Raw genomic sequence first — 23,998 nt, 5'->3', positions numbered from 1 at the left:
GCAACTGTGATCCCGTCCGCTTTTTCACCGCAACGGTTGGACATCTGTTCTGTGCTAAGTCTTTATCTACAGCGTTGGCTGTTTTCCCCTGCGCCTTTCAAACCAACGCGTTGTTGTTTATCGCCTAGCGGTGGTTTGAAATTCATTGGGGATATTTTGTTTTTTTCCTCTGAGGAATTTCCGATGCACAGACCTTTCCGTTATACGCTACTGGCTTCATCGTTATGGTTTTCTTGCGGCGCGCTGGCGCAGCCGGCGGGTGATTTGCCGCTGATGCCCTGGCCGCAGCAGGTGGAAGTGACGCAACCGGCGGGCAAACTGATTTTGGATCACCGGCTGTCGTTAAGCCTCCAGGGCGATGATTTGGGCGACGCGCTGCCGCGCTGGCGCCAGCGCATCGAGTTGCAGACCGGCTGGACGCTGGCGCCGAGGGAAGAAGCAAACGGCGCGGCGATCAAGGTGGTGATCAAGGATCGGGTGGCGGCGCAGCCGCTGCCGGGCAGCGATGAGAGTTACTGGCTGCTGGTCACGCCGCAGGGCGCCACGCTGACCGCCAACACCCGCTTCGGCGCGCTGCGCGGCATGGAAACCCTGCTGCAACTGCTGCAGACCGACGGGCAAAACACCTTCCTGCCGCTGGTGGATATTCGCGACGTGCCGCGTTTTCCGTGGCGCGGCGTGCTGCTGGATTCGGCGCGCCATTTCCTGCCGCTGCCGGACATTTTGCGCCAGCTTGACGGCATGGCGGCGGCCAAGCTCAACGTATTCCACTGGCACCTGACCGACGATCAGGGCTGGCGCTTCGCCTCCGAGCATTACCCCAAATTGCAGCAGCAGGCCAGCGACGGCCAGTTCTACACCCGTGAGCAAATGCAGCAGGTGGTGGCTTACGCCACGGCGCGCGGCATTCGCGTGGTGCCGGAGATCGACATGCCGGGGCACGCCTCCAGCATCGCGGTGGCCTATCCCGAGCTGATGAGCGCGCCGGGGCCGTATCGCATGGAGCGCGAGTGGGGCGTGCATAAGCCGACGCTCGATCCGACCCGCGACGAGGTTTATCAGTTTGTCGATACGATCGTCGGCGAGCTGGCGGCGATCTTCCCCGATCCTTATCTGCACATCGGCGGCGACGAAGTGGACGCCAGCCAGTGGCGAGCGTCGCCGTCGATTCAGGCGTTTATGCAGCAGAACGGGCTGGCGGATACCCATGCGCTGCAGGCCTACTTCAACCAGAAGCTGGAAAAAGTCCTCGAGAAGCACCAGCGGCAGATGGTCGGCTGGGACGAGATCTATCATCCGTCGCTGCCGCGTTCGATCGTCATTCAGTCCTGGCAGGGGCAAGACTCGCTGGGCGCCAGCGCGCAGGATGGCTATCAGGGCATTCTCTCCACCGGTTTCTATCTCGATCAGCCGCAAAGCATCGCCTATCACTACCGCAATGAAATTCTGCCGCAGCCGCTGGGGGTCGAAACGGCGGTGCAACCCGGCGAGCAGGCGCAAAGCTGGCGTTTCAGCATGCCGCGCCTGAAGGGCAGCGCGGTGGAGGGCAGTTTCACGCTGATCGAGGGCAAGCAGGGCTGGCGCGGCTTTATCGATTTCAACGGCAAATCGCGCCGCGCGGTGCACGATATCGTCTGGCGCACGCCGCAGCAGGTGACGTTCCGCGTCGATACCTGGATGGGCGACACGCGGCCGGTGTTTACGCTGCAACAGGACAAGCTCAGCGGCTATACGTTGGTCGGCAACGTGCGTTACCCCACCCAGGGCGAGAAACTGGCGGCGGCGCCGGCGGGCAAGATGCCGGTGGTGCCGGATGAGAAGGGGCAGGCCAAGATCCTCGGCGGGGAAGCGGCGCTGTGGGCGGAAAACGTGCGTGCGCCGCTGATCGATCTCAAGCTGTGGCCGCGCGCCTTTGCGGTGGCGGAGCGGCTGTGGTCGGCGCAGGACGTCACCGACGAAAGCAACATGTACCGGCGGCTGGCGGCGATCGACGCCTGGTCGGTGGTGTCGGTCGGCCTGCAGCAGCACGCGGAAACGGCGCGCGAATTCACCCGGCTGAGCAACAGCGTGCAGATCGTGCCGCTGCAGATCCTGGCCGAGGCGGTGGAACCGGCGCAGTATTACACCCGCCAGCACCTGAAGTTCCAGGCCGGCAACTATCATCAGTTCGAACCGCTGAACCGCTTTGCCGATGCGCTGCCGCCGGAGAGCGAGGCGGTGCGCGACATGCATGCGCAGGTCGCGGCTCTGCTGAAGGATAAGCGCGATAAGGCGGCGGCGCAGGCGCTGCGCGAACGGCTGCAGCGCTGGCAGGCGAACGGCGCGGCGCTGCAGACGGCGATCGCGGGCAACCGCACGCTGCGGGAGCTGGCGCCGGTGGCGCAGGACGTCGGTGCCTTGGCCGCATTGGGCTTAACGCTGCTGGATCGCCATCAGCAGGGCAAACCGCTGAGCCGGGCCGAGGCCGAGCAAGCGCAGCGCCGGCTGGATGCGGCGGCGCAGACGCGCGACGAAGTGGTGATTGCAGCGGTGTACCCGCTGGAGGCGCTGCTGCGTGGGATGCAAATGGCACCGTAAGGAGAGGTGGCGAAGAAACTGCGGGGCGTATTCCATATCTCGACATTGCGATGTGGTTGAAAGAGCAGAAACGACGGGCTGGTTGTAAAATCCAGCCCGATTTGTTCATTCAATACGGTTTACGCATTCAAGGGATTGATAATGCCGCATGTTTTTAATGTCCGATTGATTGGAGAACGCGCACTGGCTGCAGCCAATGACCTCTTTGCTGAGGCCGGGTATGGCGTCCGGGTGCAAATGATGAAGGCTGAAGATTTTGAGTGGTGCGTTGCGTTGGCTCGCCAACAACCTGAAGAGCGCCGTATTCCCTGGGCGTTGAATGGCGCCGCGTTGGACGATCCTGACGGTTTTACGTTTAGTTTTAAGATACAGGGCATCGATGACCGGCCGGCAGGCGCCTGTATCTGCCGATTTTGTCCGGCGGCTGGCGAGCAACTGGCGATGTTAAATATTGAGATGCTGCAAAACTTTCGGATTAGAGACTCGAGCCTTGATGGCAATACGCTGCGTTTTGCGCTCTATGTCGCCGTGCTCTTTATGGTGGATACGGCATGCGCAGGTTTGCGTTTAATATCGCCGATTAATACGGAGTTGGCTGATTATTATATAAATTATCATCAATTTGTTGACCTCACCGGGGGGCTCAAACAGATACTTTATCGAGATGCTGAGGCGCTTTTCCTGTGGTTCCAGGAAGGTTTTTTGCCGCCGGCCTCATAATTGAAGGTGGATGAAATTTGCGCAATAATGACGAAATGCCGGTGGGGTCACAGGAGGTTCGCATGGTGATAAAGTCAACAAAACGTCAGGTAACACAACCTGCCTCTTATGAGCTGAAGGTGTATAAATTCGGCATGGAAGGTGTAGATGCAGTGAACACCTATACATCTGAACAGATTGACCGCATAACGCCTCGCGGCAAACCGATTACGGCTTCGCGAGAAGAGGTTATCGCCGTTTTAAAACAGGCGGTAAAACAGGTTAACGCTTCATCCTCTCCAGCAGCGGAAACTCTGGGTTGTGTCCGTCGGCGCCCAGCATTCAAGTAATGTAAAAACGGCCAGTCTGCACTGGCCGTGATGCGCGTGACCGTCGATTAACGACGCACGGCGATGGCTTCGATTTCGATCTTCACGTCTTTCGGCAGACGCGCCACTTCCACGCAGGAACGGGCCGGGAACGGCGCGCTGTGCTCGGTGAAGAAGGCTTCGTACGCGGCGTTGACGGTGGCGAAGTCATTCAGGTCTTTCACGAACACGGTGGTTTTCACGATGTCGGCAACGGTCAGGCCGGCGGCTTCGACGATCGCTTTGACGTTTTCCAGCGACTGGCGCGCTTGAGCGGCGACGTCGTCGGCGACGGCGCCGGTTTTCGGATCGACCGGGATCTGGCCGGAAGTGATGATCATGCTGCCCAGATCAACGCCCTGCACGTAAGGACCAATGGCTGCCGGGGCGAGTTCAGTGCTGATGTTACGTGACATGTTTTCTCCTGATAAACCCGTTGTCTTTCACGCCGCCGCGCGGTCGGCCGCAGCGTAAAATTCGGTGGGTAGCAACGTGGGTAGAGTGATTTTCAGAGGACCCATTATAGGGCGTCACCGGGAGAATAACAGCGCCATCTCCCGGCGCCCATGCCGGGATTAGTCCGCCTGCAGCACCACCTGATGCTCGAACTCTTTTTCGCAGTAGCGGCACTTCAGGTGTACTTCACCGTCGCGCGATTTGACGCTGAAGCTCGACGCCACCGGCTCGCTGCGGCTGATGCAGTTGCCGTTCGGGCAGGTCAGCACGCCGTCGATGTGGTCCGGCAGGCTGAGGGTCAGCTTGCGCACCACTTCATAGTTGTCGATGCGGTTTACCGTGGCCTTCGGCGCGTACATCGCCAACTGGTTGGCCTGCTGCTCGGTCAGGAAGGTGTTCTCTATCTTGATCAGATCCTTGCGGCCCAGCTCGTTGGAGGGCAGGTTCAGGCCGATGGTGATGCGCTGGTCGGTGGCGGTCAGCTTGAACAGCGTCAGCAGTTTGAAACCGATCTGCGCCGGAATGTGGTCGATCACCGTGCCGCATTTGATCGCTTCGACCTGCAGTTTGTTGTCGTGAGTCATGGCGGTTCCCCCTTAAAGAGCCAAATCTGCGTTGAGCACCAGCGCCAGCAGCGCCTGACGGGCGAAGATGCCGTTGCCCGCCTGCTGGAAGTAGTAAGCGTGCGGCGTTTTATCCACGTCGGTGGCGATCTCGTCGATGCGCGGCAGCGGGTGCAGCACCTTGAGGTTGGCGCGCGCGCCGGCCAGATCTGCGGCGCGCAGCACGAACTGCGCCTTCACGTTGGCGTACTCGGACGGATCGAGGCGCTCTTTCTGCACCCGGGTCATGTAGAGAATATCCAGCTCCGGCACCACTTCTTCAATGCTGCCGTGCAGGCTGTACTCGATGCCTTTCTCTTCCAGCATTTTCAGGATGTAGGCCGGCATCGCCAGCGCGTCCGGGGCGATGAAGTAGAAGCGGTTGCCTTCGAATTTGGCCAGCGCCTGGGTGAGCGAGTGCACGGTGCGGCCGTACTTCAGGTCGCCGACCATGGCGATGCTGAGGTTGTTCAGGCGGCCCTGGGTTTCCTGGATGGTGAACAGATCCAGCAGGGTCTGGGTCGGGTGCTGGTTGGCGCCGTCGCCGGCGTTGAGCACCGGCACGTTGCCGGAGAACTCCGAGGCCATGCGCGCCGCGCCTTCCTGCGGATGGCGCATCACGATGGCGTCCACGTAGGTGCTGATCACCGAGATGGTGTCGGCCAGGGTTTCGCCTTTTTTGCCGAGCGAGGTGTTGCTGCCGTCGGCGAAACCGACCACCGAGGCGCCGAGGCGGTGCATCGAGGTTTCGAACGACAGGCGGGTACGGGTCGAGGCTTCAAAGAAGCAGCTGGCGATCACCTTGTGTTTCAACAGTTCCGGCTGCGGGTTGGCTTTCAGACCGGCGGCGGTGCGCAGCACCAGCTCCAGACCCTCGCGGCTGAGATCGTTAATAGAGATGATGTGTTTGTGATACAGCGGGTTGGCCATTTTTCACTCCTCCTCGACGCGTGCCCGTGGCGCGGGACTTTTTAAGGCAAAAAAAAGCCCCTCAATGAGGGGCTTGAAACGATCGGTTTAGCAACAGGAGAAACAACGGCAGCTGGCCGCCGATAGGCAGTCGGTTTTGTCGATTGCGGCTAACAAAACAAACGTCGTTTTTCATGCTTTCTCCTGGCAAATTGTGGCGCATTATACTCGCGCTTTTCGCCACTGCAAGCGTTAAAACGCCGTTTTTTGCCGCCCCGCAATCGATTGGCCGGCGATGGCCGCCTGCGGGCTATTTGCTGACGCGATCGTAGTAGACCATGTCGGCGTTCAGCCCCTGCTGGTAGCCTTTGACGTTGTCGCGCAGCACCACTTCGGTTTTGGCCTGATCGATAAACACGTACGGCGAACTGCGCTGCAGCTCCTGCTGCATGGCGGTGTACAGCGCGCGGCGCTTGGCCGGATCGGCTTCGGCCAGCGCCGCCAGCGTCTGCTTATTCAACTGCGGGATCTGCCAGCCGTTCAGCCCGGCCACCGTGCTGCTCTTGCCGTCGTTGTAGGCAAAGGCGCTGGCGTTGGAGTGAGCGTCGAAGTAATCCGGGATCCACAGGCGGATCGCCGCCTGATGCTGTCTGGCGCGCACGCGGGAGTAAACCTGGCTGCCCGCGGCCGGCAGCAGCTCGACCTTCACGCCGGCGGCGGCGAAGCTGCCCTGCAGCGCCTGCGCGATGGTGATGAACGGCGGTTTGTTCTCGACGTCCAGCGTAAAGGCGGCGTGGGTGATGCCCGCTTTGGCCAGGATGGCTTTCGCCTTGGCCGGATCATAGCGGAACGGGTTGGTCTCCAGCGCGCCCGGCAGCCCGACCGGCAGGAAGCTCTGGTGCACGAAGTATTGGCCCTTCAGCAGATCCTGGGTGATGCCCTGATAATCCACCAGGTAGCGCGCCGCTTCCCAGAAGGCCGGGTTGTTCAGCAGCGGATTGGCGCCGTTGCCGGTGTTGAATACCAGGTAGTTTTGCTCGGCGGACGGGATCTCCAGCACCTTAACCCCCGGCTGGTTCTTCAGCGTGTCGGTCTGGTCGGCGCCCAGTTCGCGGGCGATATCGGCGTCGCCCTGCTGGACCAGCAGGCGGCGGGTGGCCGGATCCGGCACGTTCTTGATGATGATGTTTTTCAGCTGCGGCTTGTCGCCCGGCGTCGTGAGGTTGGCGTCCAGCACGATCGCCTGATGCGGCTGATAGACGCGCATCTTGAACGGGCCGCTGCCGGCGGAGTGCATTTTCAGCCAGGCGTTGCCGAAGTCGCCGTCTTTAACGTTGGCCAGCGCCGCTTTGCTGTCGACGATCGAGGCGATCGGCGTCGAGAGGATATTCAGCGCTACCGCCGGGCTGACGTCCGCCGTCCAGCGCAGCTGCACGGTATGGTCGTCGATCTTCTTCAGCTGCGCGTCGATGTTGTCCGGCTGCCAGCCGAGCACGTTGAGGATGAATGCCGGCGACTTGTTCATCTTCACTGCGCGGCGGTAGGAGAAGATCACGTCGTCGGCGGTCAGCGGGTTGCCGGAGGCGAACGCCGCCTGCGGCCGCAGTTTCACCGTCAGCGTTTTGGCCGCCGCATCGCTCTGCCAGCTTTCCGCCAGCACCGGCGCCACCTTGGCCGGATCGGCGCGATCCGCCTGCACCAAGCGCTGGTACAGGCTGGGCACCGTCTGGATGCTGGAGAGTTCGTTGGCTTCCGCCGGATCGAGGCTGACGATGTCATCCAGCGATTGCACCACCACCAGCGTATTCGGCGGCGTGGCGGCTAACGCGGCGGCGGGCAGGGCGGCGAGCAGGAACAGCGGCAAGAGTTTGGTTTTCATCGATGTGTATCCCCTGAAGGCGCCGCAAGGCGGCGCTGCGAACGGTTTGTTATCGTTGGTTTTTACGGCGCGGGCGCCATCGGCCTGTCACGGTAGAACCTTTGTCCGCGGCGGGCAAAGGCCAATGCGCTATTTGATATTCCAGGAATATATTAGCCGCCCTGGCCGGGGGCGCCAGGGCGGAGGGGGAGGCGTGTCAGAGCGTTGCGCTCAGCGTGGCGACCAGCACCGCCTTGATGGTATGCAGCCGGTTTTCCGCCTGATCGAACACCACGCTGTGCGCCGACTCGAACACCTCGTCGGTCACTTCCATGCCGCCGTGCAGATCGTACTGCTGCGCCATCTGCTTGCCGAGCGTGGTTTGGTCGTCATGGAACGCCGGCAGGCAGTGCAGGAACTTCACGTTCGGGTTGCCGGTCAGTTTCAGCATCGCCATGTTGACCTGATACGGCCGCAGCAGCGCGATACGCTCCCGCCAGGTCTCTTTCGGTTCGCCCATCGACACCCACACGTCGGTGTAGAGGAAATCGGCGTCTTGCACCCCTTCGGCGATGTCTTCGGTCAGGGTGAGTTTCGCGCCGGTTTGCTGCGCCAGCGCCTGGCATTCGGCCACCAGCTCCGGCTGCGGCCAACAGGCCTTCGGCGCCACCAGCCGCAGATCCATGCCCACCAGCGCGGCGGCTTCCAGCAGCGTGTTGCCCATGTTGTTGCGCGCGTCGCCGACGTACGCCAGCTTCACTTCGTTCAGCGCCTTGCCCGGCAGGTGTTCCTGCACGGTGAGCAGATCCGCCAGCAATTGGGTAGGGTGGAACTCGTCGGTCAGGCCGTTCCACACCGGCACGCCGGCGTGCTGCGCCAGGGTTTCCACCAGCGCCTGGCCGTAGCCGCGGTACTGAATACCGTCGTACAGGCGGCCCAGCACCCGGGCGGTGTCTTTCATCGACTCTTTATGGCCGATCTGGCTGCCGCTCGGGCCGAGGTACGTGACCTGCGCGCCCTGATCGAATGCGGCAACTTCGAAAGAGCATCGCGTGCGGGTCGAGTCTTTTTCGAAGATGAGCGCAATGTTTTTGCCCTGCAGCCGGCGCTGTTCCCGCCCCTGCTTCTTGGCCTGCTTCAGATCGGCCGCAAGCCGCAGCAGCGCCTGCAGCTCGGCGGGGGTGAAATCCATTAACCTCAGAAAGTGACGTTGGTAGAACGCATTGCCGGTGCTCATAGTCCGATTCCCTGATTGCTTAATTGAATTAAAATTCACTTTATATGTATGAATATTCAATTTCAACCCCAGTGAGGAAATCTTTCACGTTTATCGTGGAAGCAATGTCGGCGGTGTGTGAAAATAGAAGGAATGAAGGCCATTTGACTTGAGGATATAGGCATGGCAAACCGCGAATTGCTGGAAGAACAACGTGAAGAGACTCGCCTGATCATCGAAGAGCTGCTGGAAGACGGCAGCGATCCGGACGCGCTCTACACCATCGAGCACCATCTGTCCGCCGAGAAATTTGAGGTTCTGGAGCAGGCCGCCGTTGAAGCCTTCAAGCTGGGCTACGAAGTGACCGACGCCGAAGAGCTGGAAGTGGAAGACGGTTCGCTGGTGATGTGCTGCGACGTGATCAGCGAAGTCGGCCTGAACGCCGAACTGATCGACGCCCAGGTTGAGCAGCTGGTGGCGCTGGCGGAACGCTGCGGCGTCAACTACGACGGCTGGGGCACCTACTTCGAAGATCCGAACGGTGAAGACGGTGAGGATGACGAAGACGGCGACTACATCGACGAAGACGACGACGGTAAACGCCACTAATTAACCCCGCTTATTCACATGGGCCGGTTCTCGCCGGCCCCTGATATCCCCGTCGTCTTTCAAGCTGCAGCGTTGTTGGCTGCACTCCCTCACCCCAGTCACTTACCTGAGTAAGCTCCTGGGGATGAGTGAGCTGGCCGCCTGGCTGCAACTTGAAATACATAGGGCAATGACGCCATGACATACCAATCCCTGTTAGCCCCGATTTTAAGCTTCCTGCACTGTGAAACCCCCGATGCCTGGATTGACGCCGCGCGCCGTCCGGAAAACCTGCAGCTATTGCTGACCGACCACCTGGTGTGTGAGCTGAAGGCCGCGCAGACCGGCATGTGGCTGATCCGCCGTTACGTGGCGGACAAAGAGAGCGGCGACGCGCTGTTGGCGCTACTGCGCCCTTACGAGGCGTTTCTGCACGAGGCGCAGGGCGCGCCGGACACGCTGTTCCGCCAGGGCCAGTTCACCCGCAAGATCCTGCCGAAAAACGGCTCGGCCTACGGCCAGGATCTGGCGGATCGCATGGTGCTGTTGATCAAGGAAGAGCTGCATCACTTCTCGCAGGTGCTGGAGATCATGCAGGCGCGCGGGATCCCGTATCGCAAGATCACCGCCAGCCGCTACGCCAAGGGCATGATCCGCGAGATCCGTACCCACGATCCGGCGACGTTGATCGACAAACTGATCTGTGGCGCCTACATCGAAGCGCGATCCTGCGAACGCTTCGCCAAGCTGGCGCCACACCTGGACGATGAGCTGAACCGCTTTTACGTCTCGCTGCTGCGATCCGAAGCGCGCCATTATCAGGACTACCTGACATTGGCCGAGCAGCTCGCCGGCGGCGACATCAGCGAACGGGTGGCGCATTTCGGCCGCCTCGAAGCTGAATTGATCCTGTCGCCGGACAGCGAACTGCGCTTCCACAGCGGCGTGCCCGCCGCCGCCTGAGGTTGAGGCGCGCCCTTACTGCGGCGCGCCCAGCAGCAGATCCACCGCCTTTTCCGCCAGCATGATGGTCGGCGCATTGGTGTTGCCGCTGGTGAGCTGCGGCATCACCGAGCAGTCGATCACCCGCAGCCGTTCAAAACCGTGCACCCGCAGCTGCGGATCGGTCACCGCGTCCTGGGGCGACGGCCCCATGCGGCAACTGCCCACCGGGTGATACACCGTCTTGCAGAAGTTGCGCACGAACTCCTCCAGCTGCGCTTCGTCGCGCGTCCACTCCGGCTGCGGCATCAGCAGATCCTTGATCAGCGGCTTCAGCGCCGCGGTTTGCAGGAAATCCAGACCGAATTTCACCGCGCGCACGCTGCCGGCCAGATCGTCCGGGTGGCCGAGGTAGTTGGCGTGCAGCTTGACCGGATCGCGCGGGTTGCTGCTGCGCAGCAGCACTTCGCCGCGCGCCTTCGGCTGCAGATAGCCGACCTTGAGCGTGAAGCCGTGAATGTTCGGCAGCGGCTCGCCGGGCACGTCGTCCCAGCTGTCGAGCATCGGCAGGAAGTGGATCTGCACGTCCGTGCGGCCATCGCCCCGGCTGTCGGTGAAGGCGGCGCCTTCCAGCACGTTGGACGAAAGCACCCCGCTGCGAAACGCCAGCCACTGTGCGCCGTGGCTCAGCGCCTGCAGGCCGCGATCGGCGCCGAACAGGCTGATCGGCTCGCGGGTGCTGACGTTGATCGACATGTGCAGGTGGTCGTGGAAGTTTTTGCCCACCGGCAGATCCGCCCGCACCTCGATGCCCAGCTGCTGCAGGTGGTCGCGCGGGCCGATGCCGGACAGCATCAGCAGCTTCGGCGAACCGACCGCGCCGGCGCTGACGATCACCTCTTTGGTGGCGCGCGCGGTCACTTCCACGCCGCCGTTCTGGCTGTAAACCACGCCGGTGGCGACGTTGCCCTCGAAGGTCAGCCGGTGCGCCAGGGCGTTCAGTTTCACCACCAGCCGCCGTTCGTCGCGCACCGCCTTCAGGTAGGTGCGGGCGGTGCTGGCGCGTTCGCCGTTGTGGGTGGTGGTTTGGTAGAAACCGACGCCGTGCTGGCTGTCGCCGTTGAAGTCGTTGCGATAGGGCAGGTTCAACTCCTGGCCGGCGCGGATAAACGCCATGCTCAGCGGGTGGCGGTAGCGGTTCTCGCTGACCGGCAGCAGCCCTTCGGCGCCGTGGTAGTCGTCGGACAGGCTTTCGTTGGCCTCGGCGCGTTTGAAGTAGGGCAGCACCTCCCGGTAGCTCCAGCCGGCGCAGCCGTAGCGCTCGGCCCAGTCGTCGTAATCTTGCGGCTGGCCGCGCAGGTAGATCATGCCGTTGACCGAGCTGCTGCCGCCCAGCACTTTGCCCTGCGCGATCTGCATGCGGCGGTTATTGGCGTGCGGTTCCGGTTCCGTCTCGTAGGGCCAGCTCTTTTTGGCGATGATCTTGGCCACGCCGGCCGGCATCTTGATAAACAGGTTATTGTCGTCGCCGCCGGCTTCCAGCAGCAGCACCCGCGCCTGGGTGCGGCGGATCAGCTGCGCCGCCAGCACGCAGCCGGCGGAACCGGCGCCGACGATGATGTAATCAAAGGTATTTTCCGACATGACAGCTCTCCGTGCGCGATTGGGATACTGGCAGAGTAGCGCGGGGGAGCAAGCGGTCAATTTACGATCGTTAATTTATTAACGAACTTCACATTAAATTTACATCGCGGTTTTTAACGTCAGTTTATCTGCTTGAAAAACGGCGTTATAGCGAGTTTTACTGATTGATTGCGATATTAATAAAAAAGGCGCAGCAAGCTGCGCCCTGATGGAGAGGCGGGACGATTACAGCGTTTTCAGCATGGTGACTTCGCAATCGACGTGGCCGGTGGCGCCCATCGCGTGGTCGATGTGTTCGAAACCCAGGTGTTCGTACAGCGCAACGGCCTGCGTCAGGCTGGCGGTGGTCTCGAGGTAACAACAGCGGAAGCCGTGCTGGCGGGCGAAATCCAGCGCCTGCAGCGCCAGGCGTTTCGCCAATCCCTTGCCGCGCAATACCGGCAGGAAATACATCTTCTGCAATTCGCAAATATCGTCTGCGCCGCCCTGCAGCGGCGCGATGCCGCCGCCGCCGGCGACCTGGCCGTCCACCTCGATCACCCAGTAAGCGCTGCGCGGCAGGCTGTAGAGCTGATACAGGGCGTCCAGATTGGGATCGGAGACGGTATAGCCTTTATCCGCCGTCAGGCCGTGCTCGGCGGAGACTTCGCGAATGACGTGAGCAATGGCGGCATTGTCTTCCGCCGTGATGGGGCGCACCAGCAGGCGCGCCGGGGTTGCTGTTGTCATGTTTACACTCGCCATTGAAAGAGACCACGTTCGTTTTTCGTTTTTATCGCAGCACGAAACGCGCCGGGGATTATTTCCCGGCGGCGTCCCTGCAGCAGTAATATCTTGTAATAACATCTAACCCGGCCCGGATGCAACGGCGATAAAAAAACAGCGGGGAAGACCCCGCTGTTTTTCAGGCGTTGGCGTGAGCCGGTGGATTACAGCGCGGCGATGGTCGCCTGCTGTTCCTGCAGCTTCACTTTGCCTTCTTTGCAGGCCGCCAGGCGATCGCGTTCTTTGGCGACCACCGCTTCCGGCGCGCGCGCCACGAAGCCTTCGTTCGCCAGCTTGCCTTCGATCGCGGCGATTTCCGCATCCAGTTTGCCCATCTCTTTGGCCAGACGCGCGATCTCGGCGTCCTTGTCGATGAAACCGGCCATCGGGATCAGCAGCTCAGCGCCGTCCACCAGCTTGGTGACGGAGACCGGGCCTTTCTCACCGGCCGGCAGCAGCGCGATGGATTCCAGGCGCGCCAGACGGGCGATAAAGCTCTGGTTCTCCTGCACGCGGCGCTGGGCGTCGGCGCTGCAGTTGCGCAGCAGCACGTCGAGCGCTTTGCTTGGCGCGATGTTCATCTCGGCGCGGATGTTGCGCACGGCGATGATGGTTTGTTTGATCCACTCCAGATCGTTCAGCGCCTGTTCGTCTTCCAGCGCGGCGTCGTAGGCCGGGAACGGCTGCAGCATGATGGTGTCTGCGGTCGTGCCGGTCAGCGGCTTCACGCGCTGCCAGATGGTTTCGGTGATGAATGGAATGATCGGGTGCGCCAGGCGCAGCAGCGCTTCCAGCACGGTGATCAGCGTGTGGCGGGTGCCGCGCTGTTCCGCTTCGCTGCCGTTGCTCACCACCGGCTTGGTCAGCTCCAGATACCAGTCGCAGAACTGGTTCCAGGTGAATTCGTACAGGATGTTGGCCGCCAGATCGAAGCGGTAGGTGTCCAGCGCTTCGCGGTAGGCTTTCACCGTGCGGTTGAATTCGGCCAGGATCCAGCGATCCGCCAGCGACAGCACTTTCTCGCCGCCGTTAAAGCCGCAGTCGTGCGCTTCGGTGTTCATCAGCACGAAGCGGCTGGCGTTCCACAGCTTGTTACAGAAGTTGCGGTAGCCTTCCAGGCGCTTCATGTCCCAGTTGATGTCGCGGCCGGTCGAGGCCAGCGCCGCCAGGGTGAAGCGCAGGGCGTCGGTGCCGTGCGGCTCGATGCCGTTCGGGAACTGTTTCTCGGTGCGCTTGCGGATTTTCTCCGCCAGCTGCGGCTGCATCATGTTGCCGGTGCGTTTTTCCAGCAGATCTTCCAGCGAGATGCCGTCGACCATGTCCAGCGGATCGATCACGTTGCCTTTCGACTTGGACATCTTCTGGCCTTCGTCGTCGCGGATAAGGCCAGTCATGTAGACGGTCTTGAACGGCACCTGCGGCTTGCCGTTTTCATCCTTGATGAAGTGCATGGTCAGCATGATCATGCGCGCGATCCAGAAGAAGATGATGTCGAAGCCGCTGACCATCACGCTGGTCGGGTGGAAGGTTTTCAGCGCCTCGGTCTGCTCCGGCCAGCCCAGGGTAGAGAAGGTCCACAGGCCGGACGAGAACCAGGTGTCCAGTACGTCTTCGTCCTGGGTCAGCACCACGTCGGCGCCCAGGTTGTTCTCGCTGCGCACTTCTTCTTCGCTGCGGCCCACGTAGACTTTGCCGTTCACGTCGTACCAGGCCGGGATGCGGTGGCCCCACCACAGCTGACGCGAGATGCACCAGTCCTGGATGTCGCGCATCCAGCTGAAGTACATGTTTTCGTACTGCTTCGGCACGAACTGGATGTCGCCCTGTTCGACCGCTTCCACCGCCACTTTGGCCAGCGGCGCGGTGCGCACGTACCATTGGTCGGTCAGCATCGGCTCGATCACCACGCCGCCGCGGTCGCCGTAAGGCACCGTCAGGTCGTGCGGTTTGATCTCGTCCAGCAGGCCCAGATTATCGAAGGCGGCAACCACCGCTTTACGCGCCGCGAAACGCTCCAGGCCGCGGAACTCGGCTGGGATCTCGTTGCAGTAGTCGGTGCAGACTTCGCCCAGGGTGTTGAACACTTCTGCTTCCTGACGGATGTCGCCGTCGAAGGTCAGAATGTTGATCATCGGCAGGCCGTGGCGTTTGCCGACTTCGTAGTCGTTGAAATCGTGCGCCGGGGTGATCTTCACGCAGCCGGTGCCTTTTTCCATATCGGCGTGTTCGTCGCCGACGATGCGGATGCGGCGGCCGACCAGCGGCAGAATGATCTCTTTGCCGATCAGGTCTTTATAGCGCGGATCTTCCGGGTTGACCGCCACGCCGGTATCGCCCAGCACGGTTTCCGGACGGGTGGTGGCGACCACCAGGTAGTCTTTGCCCTCGGCGGTTTTCGCGCCGTCGGCCAGCGGGTAGCGCAGGTGCCACATGGAACCTTTGGATTCGCGGTTTTCCACTTCCAGATCGGAGATGGCGGTGCGCAGCTTCGGATCCCAGTTCACCAGGCGCTTGCCGCGGTAGATCAGGTCTTCTTTGTGCAGACGGACAAACACTTCGCGCACCGCGTTCGACAGGCCTTCGTCCATGGTGAAGCGCTCGCGCTCCCAGTCCACGGAGTTGCCCAGACGGCGCATCTGACGGGTGATGGTGCCGCCGGATTCCGCCTTCCACTGCCAGATTTTGTCGATGAACGCGTCACGGCCGTAGTCGTGGCGGGTTTTGCCTTCTTCCGCAGCGATCTTGCGCTCCACCACCATCTGGGTAGCGATGCCGGCGTGGTCGGTGCCCGCCTGCCACAGGGTGTTTTTACCCTGCATGCGCTGATAGCGAATCATGGTGTCCATGATGGTCTGCTGGAACGCGTGGCCCATGTGCAGGCTGCCGGTGACGTTCGGCGGCGGGATCATGATGCAGAAGCTTTCCTGGCTGGTGTCGCCGTTCGGCTTGAAGTAACCCTGACTCTCCCAGTGATCGTACAGCTTCTGTTCGATCTGTTTTGGGTCGTATGCGGTGTCGAGCTGACTGTTTGTCTTTTCCATTCTTTATCGTATTCAGTGAGTTGGCGGCGTAGCCGTGGTCAAATGGAAGCCGACGCTGCGATAGGCCTTGTAACGGTCGCGCGCCAACTGTTTCAGAGTGTCTTCGTAAGGAACGAAGTCTACCACTTCATGGAAAGCGGTAGCAAAATCGGCAAACTGCGGCAGCAGGGCGATCAGCAGATCGCGCGGGGCGTTGCCGCGCTTGCCGGGCCAGCACAGTTCCACCGGCGCGCCGTAGTGCGGCCCTTCGCCGGCCAGGTTGTGCGGCACGAATTCATGCGGCTCGCGCTGCCACAGCGCTTCGTCCAGCCGCTGGGCCTGCTCCTGGCTCTCGCAGGCGATCAGCACCCGCTTGCCGGAACGGAAGCCGCTGGCGGCAACGGCGCAGGCCACGGCCTCATGGGCGCTGAGCGCGCCTGACGGTTCCGCGTTGTCGAGCAAATAAAACGTCGCCTGTTTCATTAAGGATCCACCGCTGCCGATAAAAAAATGTAGGGGCACAGCATGCTGTGCCCCTTGGGATTATACCTGAATTACCGCTCAGATTTAATCGTCGCCGTTCAGGCCTGCGCGGTTTAATAGGAACTGCGACAGCAGCGCCACCGGGCGGCCGGTCGCGCCCTTGGCTTTACCGGAGCGCCAGGCGGTGCCGGCGATATCCAGGTGCGCCCAGGTGTACTTGCGGGTGAAGCGCGACAGGAAGCAGGCGGCGGTGATGGCGCCGCCAGGGCGGCCACCGATGTTCGCCATGTCGGCGAAGTTGGAGTCCAACTGCTCGTAGTACTCGTCGGCCATCGGCAGGCGCCAGGCGCGGTCGCCGGCCTGCTCGGAAGCGCCCAGCAGCTCGTGCGCCAGCGGGTTGTGGTTCGACATCAGGCCGGTGATGTGGTGGCCCAAGGCGATCACGCAGGCGCCGGTCAGGGTGGCGATGTCGATCACCAGCTCCGGCTCGAAGCGCTCGACGTAGGTCAGGGTGTCGCACAGCACCAGGCGGCCTTCGGCGTCGGTGTTGAGCACCTCGACGGTCTGGCCGGACATGGTGGTCAGCACGTCGCCCGGACGATACGCCCGGCCGCCCGGCATGTTTTCACAGCCGGCCAGCACGCCGATCACGTTCAGCGGCAGGTTCAGCTCCGCCACCACGCGCATCACGCCGTACACGGTCGCCGCGCCGCACATGTCGTATTTCATCTCGTCCATGCCGTCGGCCGGTTTAATCGAGATGCCGCCGGAGTCGAAGGTCAGCCCTTTGCCTACCAGCACGATCGGCTTAGCGTCCGGATTTGGGTTGCCCTTATATTCCATCACCGACATCAATGATTCATTCTGCGAACCGGCGCCGACCGCCAGATAGGCGTTCATGCCCAGCTCTTTCATCTGCTGTTCGCCGATGACGCGGGTGGTGATGTTAGTGCTGAAGGCGTCCGCCAGTTGGCGGGCCTGCGAGGCCAGGTAGCCGGCGTTACAGATGTTCGGCGGCATGTTGCCGAGATCTTTGGCCGCCTTGATGCCGGAAGCCACCGCCAGGCCGTGCTGGATGGCGCGCTCGCCGCTGGTGAGCTCACGGCGGGTCGGCACGTTGAACACCATTTTGCGCAGCGGACGACGCGGCTCCACCTTGTTGCTTTTCAGCTGATCGAAGGTGTAGAGCGTCTCTTTGGCGGTTTCCACCGCCTGACGCACTTTCCAGTAGGTGTTGCGGCCTTTCACGTGCAGCTCGGTCAGGAAGCAGACCGCTTCCATCGAGCCGGTGTCGTTGAGGGTATTGATGGTTTTCTGGATCACCTGCTTGTATTGGCGCTCATCGAGCTCGCGCTCTTTGCCGCAGCCGATCAGCAGGATGCGCTCGGAGAGAATGTTGGGCACATGGTGCAGTAGCAGCGTCTGCCCGACCTTGCCTTCCAGTTCGCCACGGCGCAGCAATGCGCTGATATAACCATCACTGATTTTGTCGAGTTGTTCTGCGATAGGGGACAGGCGGCGCGGTTCGAAAACGCCGACTACAATACAGGCACTGCGCTGTTTTTCCGGGCTACCGCTTTTTACACTGAACTCCATGCACTCTCCTGAATCTTAAAGACAAAGGCGGACGCTACGGCTAGAATAACCGACTCCGTAACGATCTCCTGCCATTTGAGTTAACGGATTATGTTAACCTGAACGGCATAAATTGCTCTGTTTTGGCGACTATAAGCAAGTTCCTATAGGACACCCAAACGGCTTGATGTTGTAATACTATTTTAGCTGTGAAGGTTGCCATATGATGAGAATAAATGGCGGATTAACGATGAAATTATCGATTTTCCTGCAAAAAGACAAGTTTTCACAGGCGTAATAAGCGTGATCATCATAAGATATCTGGTACGGGAAACGCTCAAGAGCCAAATCGCCATCCTGTTTATCCTGCTTCTGATCTTCTTTTGTCAGAATTTGGTCAGGGTGTTGGGCGACGCGGTGGACGGCAATATCCCGACAAACTTAGTACTCTCTCTGCTCGCGTTGGGCGTGCCGAAAATGGCGCAGCTCATCCTGCCTTTGAGCCTGTTTCTCGGCTTGCTGATGACGCTTGGGCGGTTGTATACCGAGAGCGAAATCACCGTCATGCACGCCTGCGGGCTGGGTAAACGCACCCTGATTATCGCCGCCATGATCCTGGCGCTGCTCACTTCTGCGATCGCGGCGGTGAACGTATTTTGGGCCGGCCCCTGGGCCTCGCGCTATCAGGACGTGGTGGTGAACGAAGCCAAGGCCAACCCGAGCATCGCCGGGCTGGCGGAAGGGCAGTTCAAACCCTCGCAGGACGGCAACGCGGTGCTGTTTATCGGCAACGTGAAGGGCAGCACCTTCAACGACGTGTTCCTGGCGCAGCTGAGGCCGAACGGCAACCAACGTCCGTCGGTGGTGGTGGCCGAGCACGGCAACATCGTGCAGCAGAAAGACGGCTCGCAGGTGGTGACGCTCGACAAGGGCACCCGCTTTGAAGGCACCGCGCTGCTGCGCGACTTCCGCATTACCGACTTCACCGACTACAAGGCGGTGATTGGCCACCGCACCGTGGCGGCGGACAACACCGAATCCGAACAGATGTCGATGCAGACGCTGTGGGAATCCGACGATCCGGACGCGCGCGCCGAATTCCACTGGCGCCTGACGCTGGTGGTGTCGGTGGCGTTGATGGCGCTGCTGGTGGTGCCGCTCAGCGTGGTGAACCCGCGTCAGGGCCGCGTGCTGAGCATGCTGCCGGCCATCCTGCTGTACCTGATCTTCTTCCTGCTGCAGACCTCGCTGCGCTCCAACGCCGGCAAGGGCAAGCTGGATCCGATGCTGTGGCTGTGGCTGGTTAACGGCGTTTACTTCGCGCTGGCGCTGGCGCTGAACCTGTGGGATACCGTGCCGATGCGCAAGCTGCGCGCACGCCTGAGAGGAGCGGCCTGATGTTTGGCGTATTAGACCGTTATATCGGTAAAACGATTTTCAACACCATCATCATGACGCTGTTCATGCTGGTGTCGCTGTCCGGCATCATCAAGTTCGTCGATCAGCTGCGCAAGGTCGGCCAGGGCGAATACACTGCGCTGAGCGCCGGCATGTACACCCTGCTGAGCGTGCCGAAAGACATCGAGACTTTCTTCCCGATGGCGGCGCTGCTCGGTGCGCTGCTCGGCCTGGGCCAGCTGGCGACGCGCAGCGAACTGGTGGTGATGCAGGCTTCCGGCTTCACCCGCCTGCAGATCGCCGGCTCGGTGATGAAAACCGCCATTCCGCTGGTGCTGCTGACCATGGCGATCGGCGAGTGGGTGGCGCCGCAGGGCGAGCAGATGGCGCGCAACTACCGCGCCCAGCAGATGTACGGCGGCTCGCTGCTCTCCACCAAGAGTGGGCTGTGGGCGAAGGACGGCAACGACTTCATCTACATTGAGCGCGTCTCCGGCGATAAAGAACTCTCCGGCGTCAACATCTACCACTTCAACGATCAGCGTCGCCTGGAGACGGTGCGCTATGCCGCCACCGCCAGCTTCGAGAACGGCCTGTGGCAGCTTTCGCAGGTGGACACCTCGGATCTGACTAACCCGAAACAGGTGACCGGCACCCAGACGCTGACCGGCGAATGGAAAACCAACCTGACCCCGGACAAGCTGGGCGTGGTGGCGCTGGATTCGGATTCGCTCTCCATCAGCGGGCTGCACAACTATGTGAAGTACCTGAAGCAGAGCGGCCAGGAATCCAACAAATACCAGCTCAACATGTGGCGAAAAATCTTCTCGCCGCTGTCGGTGGCGGTGATGATGCTGATGGCGCTGTCGTTCATCTTCGGCCCGCTGCGCAGCGTGCCGATGGGCATCCGCGTGGTGACCGGCATCAGCTTCGGCTTCCTGTTCTACGTGTTGGATCAGATCTTCGGCCCGCTGAGCATGGTTTACAGCATGCCGCCGGTGCTGGGGGCACTGCTGCCGAGCATGCTGTTCCTGCTGATCAGCGTGTATATGCTGCTCAAACGCAAGTAGCGGAGCGAGCAGTATGGGAAAAGGCGTGGCCGCGGGGCCGCGCCTTTTTTGTGGGTGCGGCATGCCCCCGGTTAACCACTCCCCCGACCTGTCGCTTTTCGTCGTGCTATAGTCAACCCTGCGGCATGCGGATAGAGGGAGCGGGCAGTCAATGGAAGACGAATACAATCTCAGCAATATCATCGGCAAGCGCCTGGAAGCGGCGTTGGGGGAGTTGGGCGAGCTCCTGTGGGCGTATGTGGTGTTATCCAAAAAAGACATTTCCTGCATTTTTGGCGTCACCAACTACCCGACTGAATGGGTCAACAAGTATCAAGAGCAGGGGTTGCAGTACATTGATCCGGTGGTGATTACCGCCCGCAACCGCCTGACCCCCTTCGCCTGGGACGAGCAAATCATGGCCGACTCAGGGCTGCATTTTCCCGAACTGTTCGAGCAGGCCCGCGAGTTTGGCGTGACGCACGGCTATACCTTCGTATTGCACGATTACAACAACAATCTCGTCACGCTTTCCTTTGCCTTCAGCGCAGAACAGAAAGCGGAAATCATCCCGGCGCTCATCGAACGCAAAGGTGAAATCTCGGTATTGCTGGCCTCAATCCATGAGTCGTATCTGGCACTGGCCCCACCGTCAGATAAAAACGCCGCAGCGCTGGAGGGCAACGCCCGCTTTACCGACAGGGAAAACGAAATCCTCTATTGGGCCAGCGTGGGTAAAACCTACCAGGAAACGGCGATGATCCTGGGCATAAAGACCGGCACCATCAAGTACCATATGTCCAACGTCGTCAAAAAGTTGGGGGTAACGAATGCCCGACATGCCGTGCGCCTGGGGATGGAACTGCGGCTGATTAAACCGGTGGATGGATAGGCTGCTCGCTCACGGCAGCTTTCGAACCGGGAAATGACGGGCGTTAATCGGTATTGAGTGGGCAGCGTGGCGGCTCACGAGAGGGAAGTAATACAGCACCGGCCCTGATTTCTACGATGTGAAATAATAACCTGCATGAACTGATAAAGGTCTAGTAAGGGACTGTACTTTAGTCTAACTAGTTTCTCACCCCTTAAGGCGATACACTTTCCCGGTAATGTTTTGATAAAAAATATAAAAAAAAACCTGACCGCGTAGGTCAGGCTGCCAATATTGGCCAACACCAGGGAAAATTTTCTTACATCATCTTAAAGCTATTAACTCTGCAGAGGCAAGTGTTCTCTGCTGGTTTTTACGCCTTGAGTTGCTATTTTGTTACGTATGTACGCTATTTTCTGGTGATTTTAGATAACCCCCCATCTAACCGAAATAGCGCCTCTCCCCTGAAGGCAGCATTCCGCTTCTTTATTTCCCGTTTGATATTCATTAATGAAAAAATAGTGTTCTCGGAATGTTGCGCAACCTCATTCTTTATTCGCTGACACATTGGCGTGCAATTATTTGCAGCATTGCCATTACGGCTGGGGATTATTTTGTTTTTGCCAGGCGCAGGGTGAGACAGTGGCGATGGGGGAGGCAGGTGCTACCTTCCGCGTGGCGGGCTCCTGAACCTGTTTCGCTAGTTGGGCGAGCGGCTCTGGCTAGTGAGAGTGAGTGGCGTACGGCACAGGAGCTATCATTGTGCTGTGCAACGATGCTGAAACCTGGGATCGGATGGTATTGCGTGAGTGTGGCGCCTTATCCTGGATGCTCGTTGCAACAGCCTGCTCACCATTAACAGGGTTGTGAAGGGCGTGGAGCGAGAAGACGGGGCGGGCAAACGCGCCCTGCGGCGGTTTTTTCGACACTTAACTCATTGAACAACGGATAAGTGTTGCGTGCTGGTCGCGGGAAGGTATAATTCACCCGTTTTCCGCATACTACTTCAGTGCCGAAGTGGCGAAATCGGTAGACGCAGTTGATTCAAAATCAACCGTAGAGATACGTGCCGGTTCGAGTCCGGCCTTCGGCACCATTAGTACTTACAAGACCATCCGAAAAAGTCCGCCAAACCCTTTAAAATCAATGCTTTCAGCGGTTTTTATGTCCTGAGTCGTCCGAGGTAGTCCGTGAAATCCGGATGTCATTGGGGGCATAATTGGGGCATCTTAACTTCTGACCTGCTCCCCGTTGATTAATACACACCGATGTTAGTAATGTCTTCATAAGCCACATGAGGACATCCCCATGAAGAAGCGTTTTTCCGACGAACAGATCATCAGTATCCTCCGCGAGGCTGAAGCCGGGGTTTCTGCCCGTGAGCTCTGCCGTAAGCATGCCATTTCCGACGCCACCTTTTACACCTGGCGTAAGAAGTATGGCGGTATGGAGGTGCCCGAGGTTAAGCGCCTGAAGTCATTTGAGGAAGAGAACGCCAGGCTCAAGAAGCTGCTTGCCGAAGCCATGCTGGATAAGGAGGCGCTTCAGGTGGCTCTGGGGTGAAAGTACTGACGACAGGCCAGAAGCGGGAAGCCGTGGTGTTGATGTGTAATGCGACCGGTCTGTCGCAACGTCGGGCCTGCAGGCTGACAGGTTTGTCCCTGTCGACCTGCCGTTATGATGCTCAGCGTCCGGCTGCTGATGCACATTTATCAGGGCGTATTACTGAGCTGGCGCTTGAACGCAGACGTTTTGGTTATCGGCGCATCTGGCAGTTGCTGCGTAGGGAGGGGCTTCACGTCAATCACAAGCGGGTATACCGTATTTACCACCTTAATGGACTGAGCGTAAAACGCAGACGAGGCCGTAAAGGGCTGGTGACCGAACGGTTTCCGCTTCTGCGCCCGGATGCACCGAACCTTACATGGTCGATGGATTTCGTTATGGACGCACTGGCCAACGGTCGCAGGATCAAGTGCCGGACCTGTGTGGATGATTTCACGAAGGAGTGTCTGACGATCACCGCTGCTTTCGGTATTTCAGGCGTTCAGGTCACGCGTATTCTGGACAGCATCGCGTTGTTTCGGGGGTATCCGACGACAATAAGAACCGATCAGGGCCCGGAATTTACCTGCCGCGCGCTCGATCAATGGGCCTTTGAGCATAGTGTGGAACTACGGCTTATCCAGCCAGGTAAGCCAACGCAGAACGGATTTATTGAGAGTTTTAACGGACGCTTTCGCGATGAGTGTCTGAATGAACACTGGTTCAGCGATATTCTTCATGCCCGGAAAACGATTAATGACTGGCGGCAGGATTATAACGAGTGCCGTCCCCATTCATCGCTGGATTACCAGACACCAGCTGAATTCGCAACGGACTGGCGAAACAGTAAATATGAAGAAAAACCAACTGACATTACTAACTGAAGGTTGTATCTAATACTGGGGGCAGGTCACCTCCGCTTCCCATATGATCGAGGAATGTCGCTAAACGTCCCTGGTATTAATGGGCGAACTTACTCAGAGGTGTTTAAAAAGCTCCAAAGTAAAATTCAGCCCTACCCGGAGCCAAAGATCTTTTATGCTGAACTACTCTGGAATAAATTTATTGAAGATGATGAAAAACTCATCATCCCGTTGTCTGGCGAGTGGGCGAAAGATGAATTCGGAAAACGTAAATCATCCCGAAGTTACCAGATCCACATAAAATGGACTGGGTGGTCAAAAGCCAAGCGTGCAGTGGTGCGCAAAGAGTTGGAAGTTGCTCGGACAGAGGCAAAGGAAGCCAAAGCAAAAAGATTGAAAGATAAGGCCAGAGTCTTCTTTATCGGTGAGCAAAGTGTTGATAACCCAGAGATATTCTATGTCACTGATTATCGATTAATTTGTGCGATCGTTGGGCATATTACTTAACTTTAGTGGAAAAAGCTTCCCATACAGAGGCTCTCAGCGGATTATTTGAGCTTTTATAAGTAC

Annotated in this window: 20 protein-coding genes and 1 tRNA gene; 11 read left to right on the top strand and 10 right to left on the bottom strand. The window is 59.6% G+C overall.

Features of this window, described 5'->3' with window-relative positions:
- The first annotated feature begins 183 nt into the window (after positions 1-183).
- From J0X03_RS21565 to J0X03_RS21555, 3 genes are all read left to right on the top strand, one after another.
- Positions 184-2,577, top strand: a complete 2,394-nt coding sequence (locus J0X03_RS21565; protein WP_160203925.1) for a beta-N-acetylhexosaminidase — start codon at positions 184-186, stop codon at positions 2,575-2,577.
- A gap of 141 nt (positions 2,578-2,718) precedes the next feature.
- Complete coding sequence (locus J0X03_RS21560) at positions 2,719-3,297, top strand: hypothetical protein (protein WP_160203926.1); 579 nt, start codon at positions 2,719-2,721, stop codon at positions 3,295-3,297.
- 62 nt (positions 3,298-3,359) lie between these two features.
- Entirely contained in the window at positions 3,360-3,626 is a 267-nt protein-coding gene (locus tag J0X03_RS21555; protein ID WP_046688125.1) for a hypothetical protein, read from the top strand.
- A gap of 47 nt (positions 3,627-3,673) precedes the next feature.
- Here J0X03_RS21555 and ridA read toward each other — a convergent pair whose 3' ends face one another.
- The 5 genes from ridA to argF form a co-directional block, all read right to left on the bottom strand.
- The gene (gene ridA / locus J0X03_RS21550; RefSeq protein ID WP_033651447.1) at positions 3,674-4,060 is read right to left on the bottom strand and encodes a 2-iminobutanoate/2-iminopropanoate deaminase; all 387 of its coding nucleotides are present in this window, start codon (positions 4,058-4,060) and stop codon (positions 3,674-3,676) included.
- A 159-nt stretch (positions 4,061-4,219) separates the two neighbouring features.
- The gene (gene pyrI / locus J0X03_RS21545) at positions 4,220-4,684 is read right to left on the bottom strand and encodes an aspartate carbamoyltransferase regulatory subunit (RefSeq protein ID WP_033641690.1); all 465 of its coding nucleotides are present in this window, start codon (positions 4,682-4,684) and stop codon (positions 4,220-4,222) included.
- Positions 4,685-4,696: 12 nt separating this feature from the next.
- Positions 4,697-5,632: an aspartate carbamoyltransferase gene (pyrB, locus tag J0X03_RS21540; RefSeq protein WP_160203927.1), complete on the bottom strand. Its 936-nt coding sequence runs from the start codon at positions 5,630-5,632 to the stop codon at positions 4,697-4,699.
- Between the two features lie 289 nt (positions 5,633-5,921).
- Complete coding sequence (locus J0X03_RS21535) at positions 5,922-7,490, bottom strand: ABC transporter substrate-binding protein (protein WP_160203928.1); 1,569 nt, start codon at positions 7,488-7,490, stop codon at positions 5,922-5,924.
- A 196-nt stretch (positions 7,491-7,686) separates the two neighbouring features.
- A complete protein-coding gene (gene argF / locus J0X03_RS21530) occupies positions 7,687-8,706 on the bottom strand; it encodes an ornithine carbamoyltransferase (protein ID WP_160203929.1) in 1,020 nt (339 codons plus the stop codon).
- Between the two features lie 162 nt (positions 8,707-8,868).
- Between argF and rraB the strand changes: the two genes are divergently transcribed.
- Positions 8,869-9,294, top strand: a complete 426-nt coding sequence (gene rraB / locus J0X03_RS21525) for a ribonuclease E inhibitor RraB (protein WP_004933365.1) — start codon at positions 8,869-8,871, stop codon at positions 9,292-9,294.
- Between the two features lie 177 nt (positions 9,295-9,471).
- Positions 9,472-10,236: a tRNA isopentenyl-2-thiomethyl-A-37 hydroxylase MiaE gene (gene miaE, locus J0X03_RS21520; RefSeq protein ID WP_160203930.1), complete on the top strand. Its 765-nt coding sequence runs from the start codon at positions 9,472-9,474 to the stop codon at positions 10,234-10,236.
- 15 nt (positions 10,237-10,251) lie between these two features.
- Here miaE and J0X03_RS21515 read toward each other — a convergent pair whose 3' ends face one another.
- The 5 genes from J0X03_RS21515 to pepA form a co-directional block, all read right to left on the bottom strand.
- Complete coding sequence (locus J0X03_RS21515; RefSeq protein WP_160203931.1) at positions 10,252-11,859, bottom strand: GMC family oxidoreductase; 1,608 nt, start codon at positions 11,857-11,859, stop codon at positions 10,252-10,254.
- 225 nt (positions 11,860-12,084) lie between these two features.
- A complete protein-coding gene (locus J0X03_RS21510) occupies positions 12,085-12,588 on the bottom strand; it encodes a GNAT family N-acetyltransferase (protein ID WP_016929277.1) in 504 nt (167 codons plus the stop codon).
- A gap of 200 nt (positions 12,589-12,788) precedes the next feature.
- Positions 12,789-15,665 carry a valine--tRNA ligase gene (locus J0X03_RS21505; protein ID WP_033641696.1) on the bottom strand — a complete coding sequence of 959 codons (2,877 nt, stop codon included), beginning with the start codon at positions 15,663-15,665 and terminating at the stop codon, positions 12,789-12,791.
- 12 nt (positions 15,666-15,677) lie between these two features.
- Positions 15,678-16,127 carry a DNA polymerase III subunit chi gene (locus J0X03_RS21500; RefSeq protein WP_025305119.1) on the bottom strand — a complete coding sequence of 150 codons (450 nt, stop codon included), beginning with the start codon at positions 16,125-16,127 and terminating at the stop codon, positions 15,678-15,680.
- 84 nt (positions 16,128-16,211) lie between these two features.
- Positions 16,212-17,723, bottom strand: coding sequence for a leucyl aminopeptidase (pepA, locus tag J0X03_RS21495; RefSeq protein ID WP_004933352.1), 1,512 nt, complete (start codon positions 17,721-17,723; stop codon positions 16,212-16,214).
- 282 nt (positions 17,724-18,005) lie between these two features.
- Between pepA and lptF the strand changes: the two genes are divergently transcribed.
- The 6 genes from lptF (at position 18,006) to J0X03_RS21465 (ending at position 23,935) form a co-directional block, all read left to right on the top strand.
- On the top strand, positions 18,006-19,100 hold the full coding sequence (lptF, locus tag J0X03_RS21490) for an LPS export ABC transporter permease LptF (protein WP_033641697.1): 1,095 nt from the start codon (positions 18,006-18,008) through the stop codon (positions 19,098-19,100).
- Positions 19,100-20,170 carry an LPS export ABC transporter permease LptG gene (gene lptG / locus J0X03_RS21485; RefSeq protein WP_047025123.1) on the top strand — a complete coding sequence of 357 codons (1,071 nt, stop codon included), beginning with the start codon at positions 19,100-19,102 and terminating at the stop codon, positions 20,168-20,170. The genes lptF and lptG overlap by 1 nt, the downstream gene beginning before the upstream one ends.
- Before the next feature lie 151 nt (positions 20,171-20,321).
- The gene (locus J0X03_RS21480) at positions 20,322-21,041 is read left to right on the top strand and encodes a LuxR family transcriptional regulator (RefSeq protein ID WP_033641699.1); all 720 of its coding nucleotides are present in this window, start codon (positions 20,322-20,324) and stop codon (positions 21,039-21,041) included.
- A gap of 990 nt (positions 21,042-22,031) precedes the next feature.
- Positions 22,032-22,116, top strand: a tRNA-Leu gene (locus J0X03_RS21475).
- Positions 22,117-22,328: 212 nt separating this feature from the next.
- A protein-coding gene (locus J0X03_RS21470) for an IS3 family transposase (RefSeq protein ID WP_129993892.1) occupies positions 22,329-23,449 on the top strand; the annotation gives its coding sequence in 2 pieces (ribosomal slippage) (positions 22,329-22,581 and positions 22,581-23,449; 1,122 coding nt in all).
- A gap of 54 nt (positions 23,450-23,503) precedes the next feature.
- Positions 23,504-23,935, top strand: coding sequence for a hypothetical protein (locus J0X03_RS21465; RefSeq protein WP_129993877.1), 432 nt, complete (start codon positions 23,504-23,506; stop codon positions 23,933-23,935).
- Positions 23,936-23,998 lie beyond the last annotated feature (63 nt).

Origin of the sequence: Serratia ureilytica (genome assembly GCF_017309605.1) — a bacterium.
Lineage (GTDB): Bacteria > Pseudomonadota > Gammaproteobacteria > Enterobacterales > Enterobacteriaceae > Serratia > Serratia ureilytica.
Note: the sequence above shows the minus strand (reverse complement) of the source record. Positions and strands in the feature narration are given on the sequence as shown.

Excerpts from the sequence above, each read along its gene's own strand:
- J0X03_RS21480 (WP_033641699.1), top strand. The coding sequence starts at position 20,322 with ATGGAAGACGAATACAATCTCAGCAATATCATCGGCAAGCGCCTGGAA.
- J0X03_RS21465 (WP_129993877.1), top strand. The coding sequence starts at position 23,504 with ATGTCGCTAAACGTCCCTGGTATTAATGGGCGAACTTACTCAGAGGTG.
- miaE (WP_160203930.1), top strand. The coding sequence starts at position 9,472 with ATGACATACCAATCCCTGTTAGCCCCGATTTTAAGCTTCCTGCACTGT.
- pepA (WP_004933352.1), bottom strand. The coding sequence starts at position 17,723 with ATGGAGTTCAGTGTAAAAAGCGGTAGCCCGGAAAAACAGCGCAGTGCC.
- argF (WP_160203929.1), bottom strand. The coding sequence starts at position 8,706 with ATGAGCACCGGCAATGCGTTCTACCAACGTCACTTTCTGAGGTTAATG.
- J0X03_RS21565 (WP_160203925.1), top strand. The coding sequence starts at position 184 with ATGCACAGACCTTTCCGTTATACGCTACTGGCTTCATCGTTATGGTTT.
- rraB (WP_004933365.1), top strand. The coding sequence starts at position 8,869 with ATGGCAAACCGCGAATTGCTGGAAGAACAACGTGAAGAGACTCGCCTG.
- pyrI (WP_033641690.1), bottom strand. The coding sequence starts at position 4,684 with ATGACTCACGACAACAAACTGCAGGTCGAAGCGATCAAATGCGGCACG.
- J0X03_RS21515 (WP_160203931.1), bottom strand. The coding sequence starts at position 11,859 with ATGTCGGAAAATACCTTTGATTACATCATCGTCGGCGCCGGTTCCGCC.
- ridA (WP_033651447.1), bottom strand. The coding sequence starts at position 4,060 with ATGTCACGTAACATCAGCACTGAACTCGCCCCGGCAGCCATTGGTCCT.
- J0X03_RS21535 (WP_160203928.1), bottom strand. The coding sequence starts at position 7,490 with ATGAAAACCAAACTCTTGCCGCTGTTCCTGCTCGCCGCCCTGCCCGCC.
- lptG (WP_047025123.1), top strand. The coding sequence starts at position 19,100 with ATGTTTGGCGTATTAGACCGTTATATCGGTAAAACGATTTTCAACACC.
- J0X03_RS21500 (WP_025305119.1), bottom strand. The coding sequence starts at position 16,127 with ATGAAACAGGCGACGTTTTATTTGCTCGACAACGCGGAACCGTCAGGC.
- pyrB (WP_160203927.1), bottom strand. The coding sequence starts at position 5,632 with ATGGCCAACCCGCTGTATCACAAACACATCATCTCTATTAACGATCTC.
- J0X03_RS21505 (WP_033641696.1), bottom strand. The coding sequence starts at position 15,665 with ATGGAAAAGACAAACAGTCAGCTCGACACCGCATACGACCCAAAACAG.
- J0X03_RS21560 (WP_160203926.1), top strand. The coding sequence starts at position 2,719 with ATGCCGCATGTTTTTAATGTCCGATTGATTGGAGAACGCGCACTGGCT.
- J0X03_RS21510 (WP_016929277.1), bottom strand. The coding sequence starts at position 12,588 with ATGACAACAGCAACCCCGGCGCGCCTGCTGGTGCGCCCCATCACGGCG.
- J0X03_RS21555 (WP_046688125.1), top strand. The coding sequence starts at position 3,360 with ATGGTGATAAAGTCAACAAAACGTCAGGTAACACAACCTGCCTCTTAT.